Origin of the sequence: Poseidonibacter parvus, from assembly GCF_001956695.1 — a bacterium.
Lineage (GTDB): Bacteria > Campylobacterota > Campylobacteria > Campylobacterales > Arcobacteraceae > Poseidonibacter > Poseidonibacter parvus.
On the sequence record NZ_CP019070.1, the window covers coordinates 1,424,722 to 1,442,546 of the forward strand.

Here is a 17,825-nt window from a genome sequence, read left to right on the forward strand (position 1 = left end):
TAATTAAGAGATTTTTAGATAAAATGTCTGCTTTTATTAAGAAAATATTAGGATAAATATGAAAGATATATTAGATACAGTAATACTTATTATGTTTATAATTATGGTAGCAATGTTTATCATTAATTTTAATAGACAACAAATCAAGAAACATACAGATAAAGTTGAAGAAAACGAAAAAAGAAACAAACAGAAGGAAACTATAGATGAATAAACCATTACTAATTGAAATTGGTGTAGAAGAATTACCAGCCATTCCATTTTTAAAAGAGTTACCAAATATTGAAAAAAAATGGTCGGATATATTAGAAAAGAATAGATTATTATGTGATTTTGAATTTTATTATACTCCAAGAAGATTAGTATTATGGCATAAAGAGTTTCAATTAGCTCAAGAAGATTCAGTAGTTGAACAATTTGGAGCTCCTGTTAAAATAGCTTTTAAAGATGGTGAACCAACAGGTGCTGCACTTGGATTTGCTAAAAAATGTGGTGTTGATGTTTCAGAACTTGATAGAATTGATCAAGGTAAAGGTGAAGTTCTTTACTTTAAAAAAGAAGTAAAAGGAAGTGCTGCAAAAGATTTACTAAACGATATGGTAAATGAATTTATGAAATCACTTAACTTTGGAAAATCTATGAGATGGGGAGATAGAAGTGATTCTTTCATTAGACCTATTAGATCTTTATCTATTGTATTAGATCATGAAGTAGTTGAGGGTGAATTATTTGGTGTTAAATCATCAAACTTCTCATTTGCTCATAGAATGGTTTCTTATGAGCCATTCTCATACTCTTTTGCAGGTGATTATTTTGCTAAACTTGATAACAATGGTGTTATTTTATATCCTGATGAAAGAAAAGAAAGAATTCTTTCTCAAATGAAAGATATAGAAACAAAACACGGTGTTAAAATTGATATTGATGAAGAACTACTTGAAGAAGTAGTTGCTATTACTGAATATCCAACTGCTTTAATTGGTAAGTTTGATTTAGAGTTTCTTGAGCTTCCTGAAGAAGTAATTGTAACATCTATGAAAGAACACCAAAGATACTTTGCAGTTTATAAAGATGGTGTTTTAACAAACAATTTTATTGTTGTATCAAATTCTAAAACAGAAGACTTTGGATTTATTATTGAAGGTAATGAAAAAGTATTAAGACCAAGACTTGCTGATGGAATGTTCTTTTACAAAAACGATATTGCAAATGGGTTATCTAATGAAGGACTTAAAAAGCTTACTTTTGTTGAAGGTTTAGGTTCAATGTATGAAAAATCTCAACGTGAAGCAAAAATTGCAAATCATTTAGCTATTTTATTTGACGAAGAAAAGAAAGAATTAATTGAAAAAGCTGTAATGCTTTCAAAAGCTGATCTTATGTCAGAAATGGTATTTGAATTTACTGAACTTCAAGGTTTAATGGGTTACTACTATGCAAAACTAGCAGGTGAAGATGAAGCAGTATACACAGCACTAAAAGAGCAATATTTACCTGATGGTGAAGACTCAGAACTTCCATCAAGTACTTTCTCTTCAATTATTGCACTTTCATATAAACTTGATAACTTAATGGGATTATTCTCTGTTGGAAAAATTCCAACAGGTTCAAAAGATCCATTTGGTCTAAGACGTGCATCTGCAGGTATTGTAAAAATTGCAATTGAGCATAAATTACCAATAGACTTATCAAAAATCATTGATGCATTAGCTTCTAATTATGAAGGTTTAGATAAAAAACAATTAGTTGAATTCTTTAATGATAGACTATTTAAAATCTTTGAAGTTAATCCTTCTGTTTTAAAAGCAGTTTTAGGAAGTGGTGAAACTGACATTTACGAGATTTCACAAAAATTATGTGCTTTAAATCCAATTGTACAAAGTGATTCATTTAAAGAGTATTCTTCAACATTTAAAAGAGTTGCAAATATCATTAAAGATGTTAACTTAGATGTTACTTTAACTATTAATGAATCATTACTAGAAGATGATGCAGAAAAAGAGCTTGTGTCTAAATACAATGAAGTAACTTCAAAATCATATGTTACATATGATGAAGAACTAGAAGCATTATTTGCAATGAAGCCTGAACTTGATACTTTCTTTGAAAAAGTTTTTGTAAATCATGAAGATGAAGCAATTAAAGCAAACAGAAAAAATACAATTGCTCTTGTATATCAAGCATTCAAAAAAATTGCTGATATTAAAGAAATTACAATTTAAATTAAAAAAGAGTCAAACTTTATGAAGTACTTGACTCTTTTCCTTAAAATTATAGCTTATGCTATAACACTTCCCTTATTTATTATATGGTTACTTTTTTGTGCAATTATTGCACTAATTGGTGCTTTTCTTCCTAAAAAGAATATTGCTATAAATCTTGATAATGTAAAAAGAAAACAGACCGTTTGTAGTGTCTTAAATAAAAAAGGTCTATTAAGTAATGAAGAGTATAATTTTGAAACAAATGAAGTAGCTTCACAATATGAAGGTACAGCTTTTACAGGTTATTTACTTATTTTAGCACCAATAATTTTTTTATTAAAAAATACAAGTTTTGCAGATAGTTTTGTTTTGATTATTGTTCATAAATGGATGGATGTTCATAATTTTAAGAAACCTACTGGATATAAAGCTAATAAGTTTTATTTAGGATTAGCAAATACTTGTGTAGCAATTGCAGCTAATGTTGGGCAATTTTTACATTTACTTAAATAAAATAAATTAGTTTTAAAATATTTATATTATAGTAATTCTATTTTTACCTTCTTTTTTTGAATGATACATAGCTTTATCAGCTCTTTCTAGAAGTTTTAATATGGAATCATTTTCTTTATATGAGGAAATTCCAAAACTTGCAGTTTTATATTCTGCTATATTTAGTTTATTTCTTTCTATCTTAGTTCTTAATTTTTCTGCAATCTTAAAAGCTTCCTCTTCTTTTGTTTTAGGACAAATTATAACAAATTCTTCTCCACCCCATCTTCCAACTATATCTACTTTTCTTGTATTCTTTTTTAATATTTCAGATATATCTATTAAGACTTTATCTCCAACTAAATGACCATGAACATCATTAACATTTTTAAAATCATCAATATCTAATAAGATTAAAGAAAATGTATCTTTATATCTTTTAAAAAATAGTTCATTTGTTTCTAATATTGAATCAATTTCTTTTCTATTATTTAATTTTGTTAAATGGTCTAAAGTAGAGATAATTTTCAATTTATTTTTTTCTTTTTCTAGATCATCAGTATAGTTTAGCTTATTGATTATTGAATAAGATAAAAGTAATAAGCAAGAAAATATTGCTATCTCTCCTGGTACTTCATTCCAAGTTATAATTCCTGATGCTACTAAATAAGAATAAAGCCAATAAATTGAAATTATAAAGAAACTAAAGGTAATAATTTTAGTTTCTTTATCTCCTTTATAAAAGAAATAAATCATAAAGAAAGTTAATATAGGAAGAGATAGAAAATTATATAAAATATCAAAATACTCATACGTTGAAGGCAGTGAATAAAATCCAAGTAAAGAACCAGCAATAGCGCAAATAAAATAAACTACATGAATTTGCCACAATCTTCCTATAAGATTAAAGGGCACTTTTTCCTTTATAGTTTTATCCATATACAAAGCCATTCCAATTGGAAAGAAAAAGAACACAGAAGCTAGTATATATTGTTTTAATAAGGGAAAGTATAAATATAATTCAATAATTTTTGCAGAAATAAGTAAATCTGCTCCTTGTGCTAAAAATAATAAACCTAGTATTAATAATTCTACTCTTTTCCATCGTGATAAAAATGATAAAAATAGTATTACACCTACAAATATAGAAACAGAACCTACCATGATTTTTGGCATACTAGTATTAAGTAGTTTTTTATATAAATCACTTTCTGATAATATTAAAATTTCTCCCCATAATCCTATATCAAGATAATTGGAGTAGACTCTAATATATAAATATTCTCCTGAGCTATTTTGCGGTAAAGAAATTTTATGCCAAGGCCATCCGCTAAATTTTCCTTTTCCTTCTTCATTAAAATTTCCAAAGTGATATATTTGCTCTTTTTTATAATAAAATTGAGAAATCAAATCAATACTTGAAATATATAAAATAGGGTTGTTCATTAAGTTATCAGGAATTTTAACTCTAAACCAGGCATTTGTTTTTAAAGCTCTATTTGGAGGATTACTTGGAAACTTAATCTCTTTCCATTCTTTAGAGTTTTCATTTTCTATAGTCCATTTTGGAATATCATTTTTAAAATCAGAATCTCCCCATCTATATTCCCATTTACTATTTGTTAGGTCAATAGTTTGTATTTCATCTGCAAAAGAAGAATTGATATTTAATATGATAATACATAGGATTATAAATAACTTTTTCATTACTCATTATAGTCTTATCTTATAAATAATAATATTAAACCATAAAGAAGATTTTCTTTATGGTTTTTATTTGTATTGTTTATTGAAGAAATGATCCAAATCTCTCTGAATGGCATGTATATCCATTAGGATTTCTTACTAAATAATCCTGATGATCTGCTTCAGCAGGCCAAAATGTATCAAAAGGTTCTAATGTTGTAACAACTGGAGCTTCCCATTTTCCTGATTCATTTACGATTTTTATAATCTCTTTAGCTGTTTTTAGTTCTTCTTCATTTTGTATGAATATTGTTGAACGATAGCTTGATCCTATATCATTACCTTGTCTATCAATAGTTGTAGGATTGTGTATTCTAAAAAAATAATCAAGGATTTCTTTAAAAGATGTTATCGTAGGATCATAAGTAAGTTCAATACCCTCCGCATGTCCAGGATGGTTTCTATATGTTGGGTTGCTATTTTCCCCACCTTGATAACCAACTTCTGTATCAATGATACCTTTTTGATTTCTGAATAAATCTTCCATTCCCCAAAAACAACCACCTGCAATATATGCTTTCTTATAATTTGACATTTAATTTTCCTGTATTTAAAATTTTATAATATTTTGTAAATCACTTTTATAGTAATCAAGATATTTTACATCATTTACTTTAAATTTTCCTATAGAATAAGTTTGAGTAGCTAATGACTAAGAAAACTTAGTTATGTCTCTTTTGCTACATATACATCTTTAAGAACAGAGTCTACTTTTAATGGCTTTGAGGTTTAGTAATAAGTCATATTTATTTCCGTATTCTAACAATGAAATAATTAATAGAAAAAGGGAGGAAAATAAATTAATGCACTTTACAATAATTTAGTTTATAACTAATTTATTGTAAGATAATTAATAAAATAATATTTAGATAAAATGAAATAAGTAATTTTAACAATGATAAATATGAATTGTCAATAAGTAATAAAATTTTTATTTTAAGATAGATAAAAAGGAAAATAGTGGAGATTGTGTTATATATATTAATTGGTATTACTGTAGTTTTAGTGGGGATAATTATTTATTTAATTTATAGAAGAAAAAAATATACACGAGAAAGATTTGCTTTTTTCTCTTTATTTTTACTTTTTTCAATGGCTACTTTATTTTCAGCACATGTTTTTACAAATAATAGTTTTATTATAATAGTATATAAAATACTAAACTATTATTTTAATTTAGAGTTGGAAATACCTTATACTGACTGGAGTGGTAAAATTTGGTCAGGATTGATATATTTTATTTTTGCATCAGTTATTATTTTTATTTCGAAGAATTGGCATGGAGCTAAAAGTAGTCAAGATGTTAAACTTGAAGAAATTCATAAAGAAATGGATTTTATCAGTGCTGCATTAAAGGGCTTTAAAAGTTTTAATATACCTATAGAAAATAAAAAAGATATTGAAAATCAAGAAATAGCTACTGATTTGACGTTTTTTAATACATCAAAAGATTGGCATACTCAAGTAAAAGAGTTTTTTATATTTATTAGTTCTCAATATAAAATAACATCAAAAGATTGGTACAGTGAAGAAAACTTTTATATTGGAAAATATGGAAATATTGATATTGTTATAGTATGTTTCTTAAATAAACCATCTCTTGAAGAAATTAATGAAAAAATACTTTTATCTAAAAAAAACTGTCCTGATAGGTCTTTTAAAAAATATATAATTGCAATACAAAATGGTGTAGCAGAAAATAAAACTATTGATCATACTGATTATACTATTGATTATAGATATAAAGAAGAACTACTAAAAAAAATTGTTAATTTTGATGAATATTTTGATTTCTTAAAAAAAGAATTTTATGAAAAAGAAATAACATCAGGTGATAATTTAAAACTTATGGATACTTATGTTAATCAAAAATCTTTTTTACATTTACCTGAAGGTAGTAAAAAGAAAAAACAAAAAAATATTGATAATACAGAAGAGTATATAATGAAATGGGTTAACAATAAACAAGTTGGAAAACATATATCTTTATTGGGTGAATATGGACAAGGTAAAAGTAGTTTATCTTTAAAAATTGCAAATAAATTAATTGAAGATGAGAAAAGTAGAATACCAATCATTATTGAATTAAGAGGAAAAAGCCCTAAAAATGAGACTTTATTGGATGTTTTAGCTAGTTGGGCAACTAGTTTTAATATTAATGCAAAAGCAATTGAAAAGCTACTAGAGGAAGGTAAATTATTAGTTATACTAGAAGGTTTTGATGAAATGGATCTTGTTGGAGATAAATATATCAGAAGGTTACATTTTAAAAGACTTGTTGAATTTATGAGGTATGAAAAGTCAAAAGTCTTAATTACTGGAAGACCAAACTTATTTTTAGATAATCATGAAATGGAAGAATTTTTAGAGTTAAATAAAGATAATAATAATTTGTTCTACTGTAATGCTTTAATATTAAAGCATTTAGATTTAAAACAAATAGAAGATTCATTACGAAATATTGATAGTAAAACTAAAAATGAAATGCTAAATGTTTTAAAAAATGAAAATGAGAATGTTAATTTCAAAGAATTAATATCTCGTCCTTCCACGCTGTATCAAGCCAGTATTATATGGAATGATTTGGATAAGAAAAATATTAATTCAGCTTCAATAATTGATAAATTTATAAAACATTCATACTTAAGACAAGAGGAAAAATTTATTACTATAGGAAGGACCGGTGTTGAATCTATTTTAACAGTTAAGGAAAGAGAATACTTTACTCTTGGTATAGCTGTCTCAATTATTAAAAGAGATAGTTATTCAAATCAAATTAGTAATTATCAATTACATAGGACGATTACTGAGCTATATGTTAATATTCCAGATGAAGTTAGTAATGATCATATAAATGGAATTTTATTAAAAAGAAGATTAGAAGATGATCTACATAAAATAGAATCTATTTTTAATGATGTACGAGCGTCCGGAATTTTTGTAAAAGATTTAAGTAAAAATAATTATTTTAAATTTGCACATAAGTCATTTTTAGAATATTTATTTGCATTTTATTTTACTCACTATAAGTACCAAAATGAAATTTATTATACTAAAGTTGTAAACTGTATAACAAATTCTTTTAAAGTACAGGATATTTACAAAATAAAATTAACTGATGAAATTATTCAATTTATATCAGAATTATTATCTAAACAAGATAACTTAAATATTTCTGATGATGTATTAGCAAGAAAACTATTAAAAACAATACTTCCTAATAAAGTTTTTAATCTTTCACCAAATTTATTCCTTAATAAGTATTTTAGGTATTTTAATGATTTTATAATATCTATATTTATTAGTATAATCTTGTATCATTTATTTACTTATGATCATACTCAATTATCAGGAGTTTATATTTTAATAGTATTATTAATAGGTACTCCTTTTATATATATAAAAAGAATTACTAGTTTAAATAGGATTAATCAACCTCTTAAAATATGGTATAAAACATGTAGTGTAAAAGTCCCTTATACTTGTATTTATTCAGTTATATGCGAAAAATCAATTGAATCTATTCTTGATGACAGATATCTAAATAAAACTAAAGAATTAAGTAAAATTTTTAATGATTTAAAAAATAAAGAGATAAGCAAAATAATTAACAATACATCTGAGTAAGTAGGTATAAAACATGAAAATATTTTTCATTAATCTATATAAAAAAAGAGTATTTCTATGTGTTTATACTTAGAGTATCTTAGAGTTATTTAGATTAACAGATAGATAATTTTCTAACTATTATAATATAATATCAAAATACACCAACTTAAGAATTAGAGAGATAACATGAATTCATACTCAGAATTAAAAGATTGTTTACTTAAATATTCTGAAATTGAACAATAGGTTGATTTATGCAAGAATATTACTTAATTTATAATTGGTTTAACATTGTTAATTACAATATCTAAAACTTCATTTTTCTTTTTATTTATCCAACCTGTTGTTTCATCATTGTAAATGATTATATTTGCACTGTTTTTATTTTTAAATGGTCTCATAGCTCTTCCTATGATTTGTTGTAAACGTGCTGTATCTTCAAAAGGAGGGTAGGCAGGACTTGCGCAAAATACATTTTTAATAGAAGGAATATCAGTACCTTCTCCTAGAAGTTTTGAAGTTCCTATTAAAACATAATCTGTAATTTTGTTTTCTGTCAAATCAGAAAATATCTCATTTCTTTGTTTTGCTTTTGTACTTGCATCAATATATAATACATTATAAGAAGATGATAATTCTTCTTTCAATGTTTGTCCCAATTCAAGAGTATTGACTAAAACTACAGATTGATTAGACTTAAACTTGTTTCTTTCGAACTTTAGAGAATTTTTAATATCATTTAGTATAAATTCTTTTCTCTTTTTTGATTTATCAATATTTTTCTTAAGCATTCCTAGTTTTATATTAAAATCTAATGTTCGCAAGTATTCTTGTTCTATATCGATTTTATAATTTGTATTTTTAAATCTTATATTGGGTTGTACTAAAAAGCCATTTTTATATAAATCAATAATATCAACACTTGCCCTCTCTTCTCCAACTAAATCATAAAGTTTTTGTTCATTTTTGATATTATTTCTATATGGTGTTGCAGTAAGACCATGTTTATACATAGCAGGAATTGAAGATACAACGTCATAATAAACACTTGCACTAGCTTTATGCATCTCATCACAAATAATCTGTGAGTATTTATCTTCTTTAACTCTTTGTAATGTTGCTTCATTGTTTAATGATTGCCATGTAGTGATTAATATAGGAGCTCCAAACTCTTTTTTTGAAGAGCTAAGTTCACCTATCATTGATGGGTCAATATCTAAAATATCTTGAAATCTTTTTTTTGTTTGCTTTACTAAATCATATTTAGGAACAATAAAAAGTGTTCTTATATTTCTTTTAGCAATTAAATATGCAGCTATGTTTGTTTTTCCAGAACCTGTAGGAGCGTAAATATAGCCTGTAAGTGTAGTTCTTGTAAATTTATCAATACAAGCTTGTTGGAAATCTCGTGCTTGAAAATTCTTAATATTAATAGTTGCTTGATTTTTTATAATTTGACACTTATCTCTAGCGGGTACATTTACGTTCCATTTTATATCAGTACAAATATTCTTAAATTTACTTAACAATGACAAGACTTCGCCATAAGGGAAGATTTTTTCAATAGTTCCATCTATTAGTTTAACTTGTGAGCCTATTATTAATTGCATCATATCTCCTAAGAATATTTCATTTTTAAGATTATATGTAAAAAAATTCTAATATTTCAAAATGATAACAATTTGTAATGTTTTTAAAAGTCAAAGAGTGATTCTTGGCTTTTATTAAAGGGTTCTATGAGTTTATAAGCTTCTTTTACATAATAATTAAAGTCTAAAAACTCGTATGAAAAATCTTCTATATTATTACAAAGTTCTACTTTGTATCCTACGTTTATTCCTATTACTCTTTGTTCTGAATCTTTATTTAAAGGTGGTAGAATCTTTTTTAAAGGAAATCCATTTTTACTTATAAAATATCTAATAGTATTAGATAAAGGTATGTAAGTCTTTTGTAGTGAGTATACTTTTTCAAGGACTAAGTCTATATTTTTTGTAGCTTTAAAGTTTAATAAAAAGTCATATTTATTTCTATGATTATGAATAAACTCTTCAATTTTAATACCTTTTATTAAATATGCTTCTACTGCTTTTTGAACTACTAAAGAAGAGTGATTTTGATTCCATGCTAAGTCATATTTGTATGTACCTATTTTTTTAGCTTCGCCATTTTCTTTCAAAGCTACATAGTTATTAACATCTCTAATCCAAAGCTTTTCATATATTATCTCTTCTAGTTCTAATCCAGTAAAATCTTGCCATTTTTTTGAGATATCTTCATATTTTGATTTGTCTTTCTTTGCTATTTTAAAAGTAAGACCATCAGTATTTGCTTGTATTAAAGTTACTGTTTGTATTTGCATTAGTTTTTCAGCAAGCATACACAACATCAACTGCCCATTAATCGTAATATCCAAAGTCATCTTGAAGTCATAAAAAGGACTAAACTGATTGTTTGTATCTCCATATGTTGAGTTTAGAGCTAGTTTTAGCATTTTGTTTTGAGAAGTACCTTTTTTATAAGAAAATCTCAAATCTCGAATTTCTTTATATATATCAACAAACTCAATTCCAAGATGTTCTGGATATAAATTATTTTGAATTACAATAGATGGATAGTAACTAGCAACATCAACATCTATTATTAAAAAATCATTACTTTTATCATAGAACTTACTCTCTACACTTCCATGTAAACCCCCAGTTCCAAAATAGAAAGTAAAACCTTTATAGTTTAAATGTAAAGATTGAGCTTCATTTTTAGAGTTTAGTGTACAATAAGAGCCAAGTTCCCCTAGATTGTCTTGGCTAATATTTGAAAAAACTTCATTCATAGAATTTGAATACTGCTTTTTTAGATACTTAAGTAGACTTTGAAACTCTACTGTTTCAAAATTAATATAGTCAAAGATAATTTTGTTAAAGTCCAAGAAGTTTCTAATAGTCTGTTTTGGTTTACCATTTACATAACATATATCTTTTCCAAGTTTTTCTTCAAGATTACGAATAAAGTATCTTTTACCTATTTTTGTATCACTGTAGTTGAGCATATTTTCATTGTATTTTAAACTTAAGTCTTCTCTAAACTCTATGGCTTCTTTTGAGTGCTCGAAGAATAATAGCGTAGCTTCTACATCGTGTTTATTATACTTAATTAGATTGTCAAAGTCATTTGGTTTTATATCTTCACCTATTTTAAAGTCCAAATCTTCAATAGAATCCATACGCATATTTACTTCTAATACTTTTAGGCTAACTCTCGTAGCTTTATAGTCAAAATTGTGTATTTTCATAAGATCAAGTTGATTGATTTTTAAAGTATTTTTATCTTCTTTGTAAATGATATTGTTTTTGATAAGTGAATCTGCAAAAAGAAAAACTTTATAAACTAGTTCTTTTATAGAATAACTCTTTGCATTTTTATAAATAAACTGTAGTACTGCATAATCAAAGTTTAGGTTATTGTATCCTACTAATATCTTTTCATTTTTACTAAGCCACTCAAGTGTTTTTAAAAACTTTGTTAAGTCGTTTACTCTGGAGCTTAGTTCAAATACTCTTAACTCTTTATTTTGTGCATTTTGAATAACACAAGTGAATATATTAGGAAAGGTTTCTACATCATAAATATAATATTTCATAGTTTTGTATTAACTTTAATTAAATAAATACCTATTTTCAAGGTGTTCTTTAAAGTATTTAGGATTTAAAGACTCACCAGTAGCTTTACTCATTAATTCATCTGTAGAATAAATACTTGCATTACTCCAAATATTTTCTTTTAGCCATGATTTAATTTGAGATAAATCTCCATTTGCTATTGAGTCATTTATATTTGGATGAACTTTTTTAACAGTATTAAATTGTTGTGCTGCATACATAGCTCCTAAGGTATATGATGGAAAATATCCAAATAAACCTTCACTCCAATGAACATCTTGCATACAAGCATTTTTATAGTTATCTTTTGTATTTAATCCTAGAGCTTCTTGCATTTTATCATTCCACATATCTGGAATATCTGAAGTTTGAATTTGTCCATTTATTAAAGCTTTCTCAATTTCATATCTTAAAATCACATGTGAAGCATAAGTAACTTCATCAGCATCTACACGAATCAAAGAAGGTTCAACTTTTGAATAAATTTTTACTAAATTATCAAGAGCAAGTGCTTCATCATTTCCAAAAGATTCAATGATATATGGATGAATTGATTTTAAAAACTCACCACTTCTTCCCATTTGCATTTCAAAAAATAGACTTTGACTTTCATGTATTCCCATAGACCTTGCTTGTCCAACTGGAAGAGCTAATAAGTCTTGTGGCAAATTTTGCTCATATAAAGCATGTCCTGTTTCATGTATCGTACCCATTAAAGATTGCACAAAATCATTTTCGTCATATCTTGTAGTTAGTCTTACATCTTCAGGAACTCCTCCACAAAAAGGATGAGCTGAGATATCTATTCGACCTTTGTTGAAATCAAATCCTAAATGTTTCATTACTTTAACACCAAGTTCTTTTTGAGCTTTTATTTTAAATATACCTTGTGGCTTTATAAAAGTTTGTGATTTTTGCTTTTCTACAATATTTTGAATAAGTTCTGGCAGCCAAGTTTTTACATCTGCAAAAATACCATCTAATGTTTGGCTTTTCATTCCAGGTTCAAATAAATCTAGTAAAGAGTCATAAGCACTTAATCCATTTATTTCAGATCTAATCCTTGCTTCTTCTTTCGATAGCTTTATAACTTCATTTAGCCTTGGTTCAAAACCTTTCCAATTATTATTTGCTCTTTGCTCAATCCAGGTATGATTACATTTTGAGTGAGCTAAACTTTGTGCTTTTACAAGATCGCTTGGAAGAATGGTATTACTTGTATATGTTTTTTGCATTTCTCTTAAAGATGCTTTTTGTATTGCGTTTAAATTTTCACCCATAGCATCATTTAAAAGTAGGGCTATTTCTTTATCTACTGATGCTTCATGAATAATCACACCAAACTCTGCCATTGCTTTTGCTCTTGCATCGCTTGAACCACTAGGCATCATACTTTGTTGATCCCAATAAACAATAGATTGCATATGAGATAAGTGATGTATTCTTTCATATTTCTCTACAAGCTTTTTATATGCTTTCATCAATATCCTTAAGATTAAAATTAAAAAGATTTTAGCATAAAAAGTTTTTAATAAGCTACTGTTTATTTATTCAAAGTATTCATAGGATAAAATTACATTATATAAATAATATTAAGATAAAAGTTTAAAATGAATCTATTTAGTGATTATAAAAATAATGATAATTTACCTTTTCTTATTCCTTTAAAAGACGGTTATAGCATAAAATGGAATGATAGTTTAAAAGGCTATGATATAAAAATTCCCCATGGCGAGCTATTTTATGCTGAAGATTTTTTTAATAAAAAAATAAGTGACAGAAGTGTTGAGTATTTTTTAGAAAATGATACCATTGATTCTAATATTAAAAACTACAGAGAGTTTGAAAAAGATAAATTGCAATCTATCCAATTTAAAAATATATTATGGCAACATGATAAAATACTTATGTTTGGTAAGGAAATATATGTACCACGATATTCAGCATGGTACGGTGATGAAAATATATTATATACATACTCAGGCATTACATTTCAAGCTAAAAAATGGAATAAAGGTTTATTGTATATCAAACAAAAGATTGAAGAAACTCTAAATCTTAAGTTTAATAGCGTATTACTAAATTGGTATAGAGATGGTGATGACCATATGGGTTGGCATGCTGATGATGAAAAAGAACTTGGTAAAGACCCAATTATTGCTTCTGTAAATTTTGGTGAAGAAAGAGACTTCTTAATAAAATCTAATAAAACAGATGAAAAGATAAAAATACCTTTGAAACATGGCACTCTTCTAATTATGTCTGGGGAAATACAACATCATTGGAAGCATTCAGTTCCAAAAAGAAAAAAAAGAAAAAATGCAAGATTCAATTTAACTTTTAGAACTATAAAATAGCTTACTCACCAAAAAGAACATTTTCTTTTTGATGAATCATTCTAGATGTAAAAAAGCTTACAATCAATAATGTTAATATTGGAATAAAAAAGAAATATGCAAATAATATATCAGGTCTAAAATCCCAATATGAATCAAAAAGTAGGGCACTTATAAAATATGAACCAATACTTCCTAATATTATTCCAAAAGTACTTGCAGTAAATGATATAAGACCAAACTCTAATAAAAATGAGTTTCTAATAGTATGGTTTTTAATACCAATCATTTTTAATCTTAATATATTATTCTTTTGTAAATTCATTTGGTATTGAATAATTATAAAGCTCATAAGTAAACCTATTGTAATTGAATAGATACTCATTTTATCAGTAATTGAAGTAACATTTTTTACAAGGTTTGCAAAAGTTTCAAATAAATCTTTTACATCAATAATGCTTAAAGATGGAAATGAATCTGTAAGCTTTATAAGTACTTGTGTAGCATCATAATCTCCAGAAGATATAGTTGCTAACATAGTTTTAGGTGCATCATTTAAAGCTCCTTCTTGCAATATAAAGAAGAAATTAGGAACAAATTCAGTCCAATTTACACTTCTTATATTTACAACCTTAGCTTCAAGTTCTAAACCTAAAACATCAAATACAAGTGTATCATTTAATTTAATACCTCTTCTTTGTGCATATCTTTTCTCAACACTAACTTCAATTGCTTTTGAAAAATCAGGTGAATTATAAACACCTGAAAACTCTCTTCCTTCAACTATTTGCTCACTATTTTTTAATTTATTTCTATATGATAGGTTTATAGCTCTATTTTGTAGTTCATTTGCATCTGCTTTAATTTTTTTATCAGCGTTATTAATAGAGTGCTTTGTAAAATCTAAGTCATTTACTTTTACAATTCTAGCTCGAATCATTGCTGAAACATTTTCTAATTTTGCACCTAAAGTATTTACTTGTTTTTCTAAATCTTTGATTTGCTCTTCTTTGGCATTTATAACAAAAAATCTAGGTCTGTCGTTTACACTAAGTGTTAAAGCATTTGATAGTGATGAACCAACTTGTGGAATTAAACTAAAAAACGTAGTACATAAAACAATAGCAGTAAACAAAGTCAAAGAAGTTTTCTTTTCTCTTGTAATATTTTTAATAGCCAAAGATAAAGATAGGTTTTCTATATGTCCTGAAAAATCTAATTTCTTTAATATAAAAGAACCTATTGTAAAAAACAATATAATTACTATTAAAACTGCCAGTGCAAAAAATAGACCAATATTTCTTGCAGGTGATACAAAGTGAGAGATAAGTAATAATAGAACTAAAAAAGGTACAAAAGAAAGTACAACTTTAAATAAGTTTTGCTTTTGTCTTTGAAGTAGTGGTAAAATCAAAGGAAAACCTACACTAATACTCAAAGCAAATAAAATAAGCGATGATTTTAAGAAAAATATATAATCTAAAGTAAAATCAAAATCTATATCAATAAGTTTTTGAACAATTGGTGCCAAAAACTGTGCAGATAAACCAATAAAAGTAAAAACAACAATACTTGAAATACTAACAAGTACAAATAAATGTAATAAATAAGTAAGCATTAAACTTTTTTTATTAAATCCAAGGTCATTTAGTACGTTTATATCTTTTTGGTGCTTGTTTAAAAAACCTGAGTATAAGTATATTAAACCTACTAAACCTAAAAAGAATGATATAAGAGAAACTAGTGATAAAAAGTTTGTAACAAAATTTAAAACACGTAATAATCTATCTCTTCCATCATTAGGAGAAAGCACTCTTAAGTTTTGGTCAATACTTTTTTCTAGGGTATTCTCTAAGATTTCTAATTTATCATTTTCAATATTTTCTTCAAATAAAAAGTTTAATTTATAAGAAGCAGTTGAACCAAATTGTAATAATTCAGTTTTATCTAGTCCCTCTTTACTTATGTAAATTTTAGGCATAAAACCACTAAAACTTATTGCTTTTAAACTATCATCAACTATAACTTTTTTGATAATAAAGTTTTCTTTTCCAATTTTTAACTGATCATTTTTCTTTAAATCAAGTAAATCTAAAACTTCTTGATAAACCCAAACTTCATTGCTTTTAGGTGGATTTATTCCCTTTGGATAAATAGAATTATCTTTAAATGTCATTCCTCCATAAAAAGGAAAGTCTTCATTTATTTTAACAAGTTCCATAAGTCTTGCACGCTTAGAAGATGAAATCATACTAACAGTAGAAATTCCCTCATTAAAACTTTTTATTTTAGGAAGTTTTGTTTTTATATCTTCTATTTGTTCATTTGTAATTGCAAATCGTGAAGACACAACTAAATCTGCACCCAATAAGCTCTTTGCTTTTGTCTCAAGTGAGTTATCTATACTTCCTTTAAAAAACTGTAAGTATGATAATGCAGCAATTGCTAAGGCAAAATTTAAAATAAAGATTAAAGAAAAAGACTTAGATCTTGCAAGTGCTTTTAAAACTAATTCAAAAATAAGCATTAAACTAAATTTCCTTGTGAAAGTTCATAAGTTTTTTCGCATCTTAGTGCAACTTCTTTAGAATGTGTTACAAGAACTAATGTTGTGTTGTTTTTATCAATTAATTCAAAAAGCTTATCCATAACAGCAATTCCTGTTTCTTCATCTAAATTTCCACTTGGTTCATCTGCTAAAATAATTTTAGGGTTATGTATAAGTGCTCGTGCAATTGCAACACGTTGTTTCTCACCACCACTTAGTTGTGAAGGAAGGTGATCTAATCTATGCTCTAAGCCAACGCTTTTAAGTAATTCCTTTGCTTTTTCCTTTGGATTTGAAATATTACAAACTTTTGCAGGTAACATTACATTTTCTAAAGCATTTAAATAAGATACTAAATGAAAGTTTTGGAAAACAAAACCAATATTTGAAGCCCTAAAGTCATTTATTTGGCTTTCTTCTAATTGTTTATAAGAAGTGCCATCTAATAAAATATCTCCATCATCTGCTTTTATAATTCCAGAAATTAAAGAAAGTAGTGTAGATTTACCACTTCCTGATTTTCCCATAATTGCAATTTTTTGACCAGGTTTAACATGAAAATTTAAATCTTTAAATATTTCAATACTCGTTGAGCTTTGATGATAAGCTTTTTTTAATGATTTTATTTCTAACACTACAATTCTTCCTTTATAAATTTAAAAACATTTTTTGCAATTACTTTATGTCCTTGTGTATTTGGGTGTATTCCATCATTTTGGTTTAATTCTTTTATTCCCGCAACATCTTTTAATAAAAAATCCATACTTTTTAATTTATATTTATTTTTAACTTCTTTGTACATTTTTTCAAAGTTATTTGCGTATTCTTGGCCATAATTAGGTGGAATTAACATTCCTGCTAGTAAAACTTTTGCATCAGCTTTTTTTGCATAAAAAACAATCTCTTCTAGATTTTTTTGGCTTTGTTTTAAATCTAAACCTCTTAAACCATCATTAGCACCAAGTGCAATAAAAACTATGCTAGGTTTTCTTTTTAAATACCATCTAAGTCTAGCTAATCCATCACTTGTAGTTGAGCCACTAACACCACCGTTAATTACTTTTATATCTTTTTTCACTTCTTTTTGAAGCATATTTTCTACTAGTTTTGGATATGCTTTTTCTTTATCAACACCTAAGCCTTCTGTTAAAGAATCACCTAAAAACAGTATACTACTTGCATTTGAATAATGAAAAGTAAATAAGCACATAATTAATAAAATCTTTTTCAT

13 protein-coding genes are annotated in these 17,825 nt (G+C 26.2%); 5 read left to right on the forward strand and 8 right to left on the reverse strand.

Features of this window, described 5'->3' with window-relative positions; translation table 11 throughout:
- Positions 1 to 58: 58 nt before the first annotated feature.
- Genes LPB137_RS14285 through LPB137_RS07130 form a run of 3 tightly spaced genes read left to right on the forward strand, consistent with a single transcriptional unit; the run spans position 59 to position 2,717 of the window.
- Positions 59 to 214 (forward strand): hypothetical protein, encoded by a 156-nt coding sequence (locus tag LPB137_RS14285; protein ID WP_164707189.1) that lies wholly within the window; start codon positions 59 to 61, stop codon positions 212 to 214.
- Positions 207 to 2,222, forward strand: coding sequence for a glycine--tRNA ligase subunit beta (glyS, locus tag LPB137_RS07125; RefSeq protein ID WP_076086316.1), 2,016 nt, complete (start codon positions 207 to 209; stop codon positions 2,220 to 2,222). Before LPB137_RS14285 ends, glyS begins: the two co-directional genes overlap by 8 nt.
- 21 nt (positions 2,223 to 2,243) lie before the next feature.
- A complete protein-coding gene (locus LPB137_RS07130; protein WP_076086319.1) occupies positions 2,244 to 2,717 on the forward strand; it encodes a hypothetical protein in 474 nt (157 codons plus the stop codon).
- 21 nt (positions 2,718 to 2,738) lie between these two features.
- On the opposite strand, the gene LPB137_RS07135 is transcribed toward LPB137_RS07130, so the two are convergent.
- Together LPB137_RS07135 and msrA are read right to left on the reverse strand one after the other, a co-directional pair.
- Positions 2,739 to 4,403, reverse strand: a complete 1,665-nt coding sequence (locus tag LPB137_RS07135) for a GGDEF domain-containing protein (protein ID WP_076086322.1) — start codon at positions 4,401 to 4,403, stop codon at positions 2,739 to 2,741.
- A gap of 79 nt (positions 4,404 to 4,482) precedes the next feature.
- Complete coding sequence (gene msrA, locus LPB137_RS07140) at positions 4,483 to 4,977, reverse strand: peptide-methionine (S)-S-oxide reductase MsrA (RefSeq protein ID WP_076086325.1); 495 nt, start codon at positions 4,975 to 4,977, stop codon at positions 4,483 to 4,485.
- 434 nt (positions 4,978 to 5,411) lie between these two features.
- Here msrA and LPB137_RS07145 point away from each other — a divergent pair, with 434 nt between their 5' ends.
- On the forward strand, positions 5,412 to 8,069 hold the full coding sequence (locus tag LPB137_RS07145; RefSeq protein WP_156981730.1) for an NACHT domain-containing protein: 2,658 nt from the start codon (positions 5,412 to 5,414) through the stop codon (positions 8,067 to 8,069).
- Between the two features lie 251 nt (positions 8,070 to 8,320).
- Here LPB137_RS07145 and LPB137_RS07150 read toward each other — a convergent pair whose 3' ends face one another.
- The 3 genes from LPB137_RS07150 to LPB137_RS07160 form a co-directional block, all read right to left on the reverse strand.
- A complete protein-coding gene (locus LPB137_RS07150; protein WP_076086331.1) occupies positions 8,321 to 9,661 on the reverse strand; it encodes a DEAD/DEAH box helicase in 1,341 nt (446 codons plus the stop codon).
- An 83-nt stretch (positions 9,662 to 9,744) separates the two neighbouring features.
- On the reverse strand, positions 9,745 to 11,691 hold the full coding sequence (locus LPB137_RS07155) for a hypothetical protein (RefSeq protein WP_076086334.1): 1,947 nt from the start codon (positions 11,689 to 11,691) through the stop codon (positions 9,745 to 9,747).
- Positions 11,692 to 11,706: 15 nt separating this feature from the next.
- Entirely contained in the window at positions 11,707 to 13,191 is a 1,485-nt protein-coding gene (locus LPB137_RS07160) for a carboxypeptidase M32 (RefSeq protein WP_076086337.1), read from the reverse strand.
- A gap of 129 nt (positions 13,192 to 13,320) precedes the next feature.
- Between LPB137_RS07160 and LPB137_RS07165 the strand changes: the two genes are divergently transcribed.
- Positions 13,321 to 14,067: an alpha-ketoglutarate-dependent dioxygenase AlkB family protein gene (locus tag LPB137_RS07165; protein WP_076086340.1), complete on the forward strand. Its 747-nt coding sequence runs from the start codon at positions 13,321 to 13,323 to the stop codon at positions 14,065 to 14,067.
- Between the two features lies 1 nt (position 14,068).
- Here LPB137_RS07165 and LPB137_RS07170 read toward each other — a convergent pair whose 3' ends face one another.
- Genes LPB137_RS07170 through LPB137_RS07180 form a run of 3 tightly spaced genes read right to left on the reverse strand, consistent with a single transcriptional unit; the run spans position 14,069 to position 17,825 of the window.
- On the reverse strand, positions 14,069 to 16,573 hold the full coding sequence (locus LPB137_RS07170) for an ABC transporter permease (RefSeq protein WP_076086343.1): 2,505 nt from the start codon (positions 16,571 to 16,573) through the stop codon (positions 14,069 to 14,071).
- The gene (locus LPB137_RS07175; protein ID WP_197682246.1) at positions 16,573 to 17,229 is read right to left on the reverse strand and encodes an ABC transporter ATP-binding protein; all 657 of its coding nucleotides are present in this window, start codon (positions 17,227 to 17,229) and stop codon (positions 16,573 to 16,575) included. The genes LPB137_RS07170 and LPB137_RS07175 overlap by 1 nt, the downstream gene beginning before the upstream one ends.
- Positions 17,229 to 17,825 (reverse strand): arylesterase, encoded by a 597-nt coding sequence (locus LPB137_RS07180; RefSeq protein ID WP_076086349.1) that lies wholly within the window; start codon positions 17,823 to 17,825, stop codon positions 17,229 to 17,231. Before LPB137_RS07180 ends, LPB137_RS07175 begins: the two co-directional genes overlap by 1 nt.

Coding starts and splice junctions, on each gene's coding strand:
- LPB137_RS14285 (WP_164707189.1), top strand. CDS start 59: ATGAAAGATATATTAGATACAGTAATACTTATTATGTTTATAATTATG.
- glyS (WP_076086316.1), top strand. CDS start 207: ATGAATAAACCATTACTAATTGAAATTGGTGTAGAAGAATTACCAGCC.
- LPB137_RS07130 (WP_076086319.1), top strand. CDS start 2,244: ATGAAGTACTTGACTCTTTTCCTTAAAATTATAGCTTATGCTATAACA.
- LPB137_RS07135 (WP_076086322.1), bottom strand. CDS start 4,403: ATGAAAAAGTTATTTATAATCCTATGTATTATCATATTAAATATCAAT.
- msrA (WP_076086325.1), bottom strand. CDS start 4,977: ATGTCAAATTATAAGAAAGCATATATTGCAGGTGGTTGTTTTTGGGGA.
- LPB137_RS07150 (WP_076086331.1), bottom strand. CDS start 9,661: ATGCAATTAATAATAGGCTCACAAGTTAAACTAATAGATGGAACTATT.
- LPB137_RS07155 (WP_076086334.1), bottom strand. CDS start 11,691: ATGAAATATTATATTTATGATGTAGAAACCTTTCCTAATATATTCACT.
- LPB137_RS07160 (WP_076086337.1), bottom strand. CDS start 13,191: ATGAAAGCATATAAAAAGCTTGTAGAGAAATATGAAAGAATACATCAC.
- LPB137_RS07165 (WP_076086340.1), top strand. CDS start 13,321: ATGAATCTATTTAGTGATTATAAAAATAATGATAATTTACCTTTTCTT.
- LPB137_RS07170 (WP_076086343.1), bottom strand. CDS start 16,573: ATGCTTATTTTTGAATTAGTTTTAAAAGCACTTGCAAGATCTAAGTCT.
- LPB137_RS07180 (WP_076086349.1), bottom strand. CDS start 17,825: ATGAAAAAGATTTTATTAATTATGTGCTTATTTACTTTTCATTATTCA.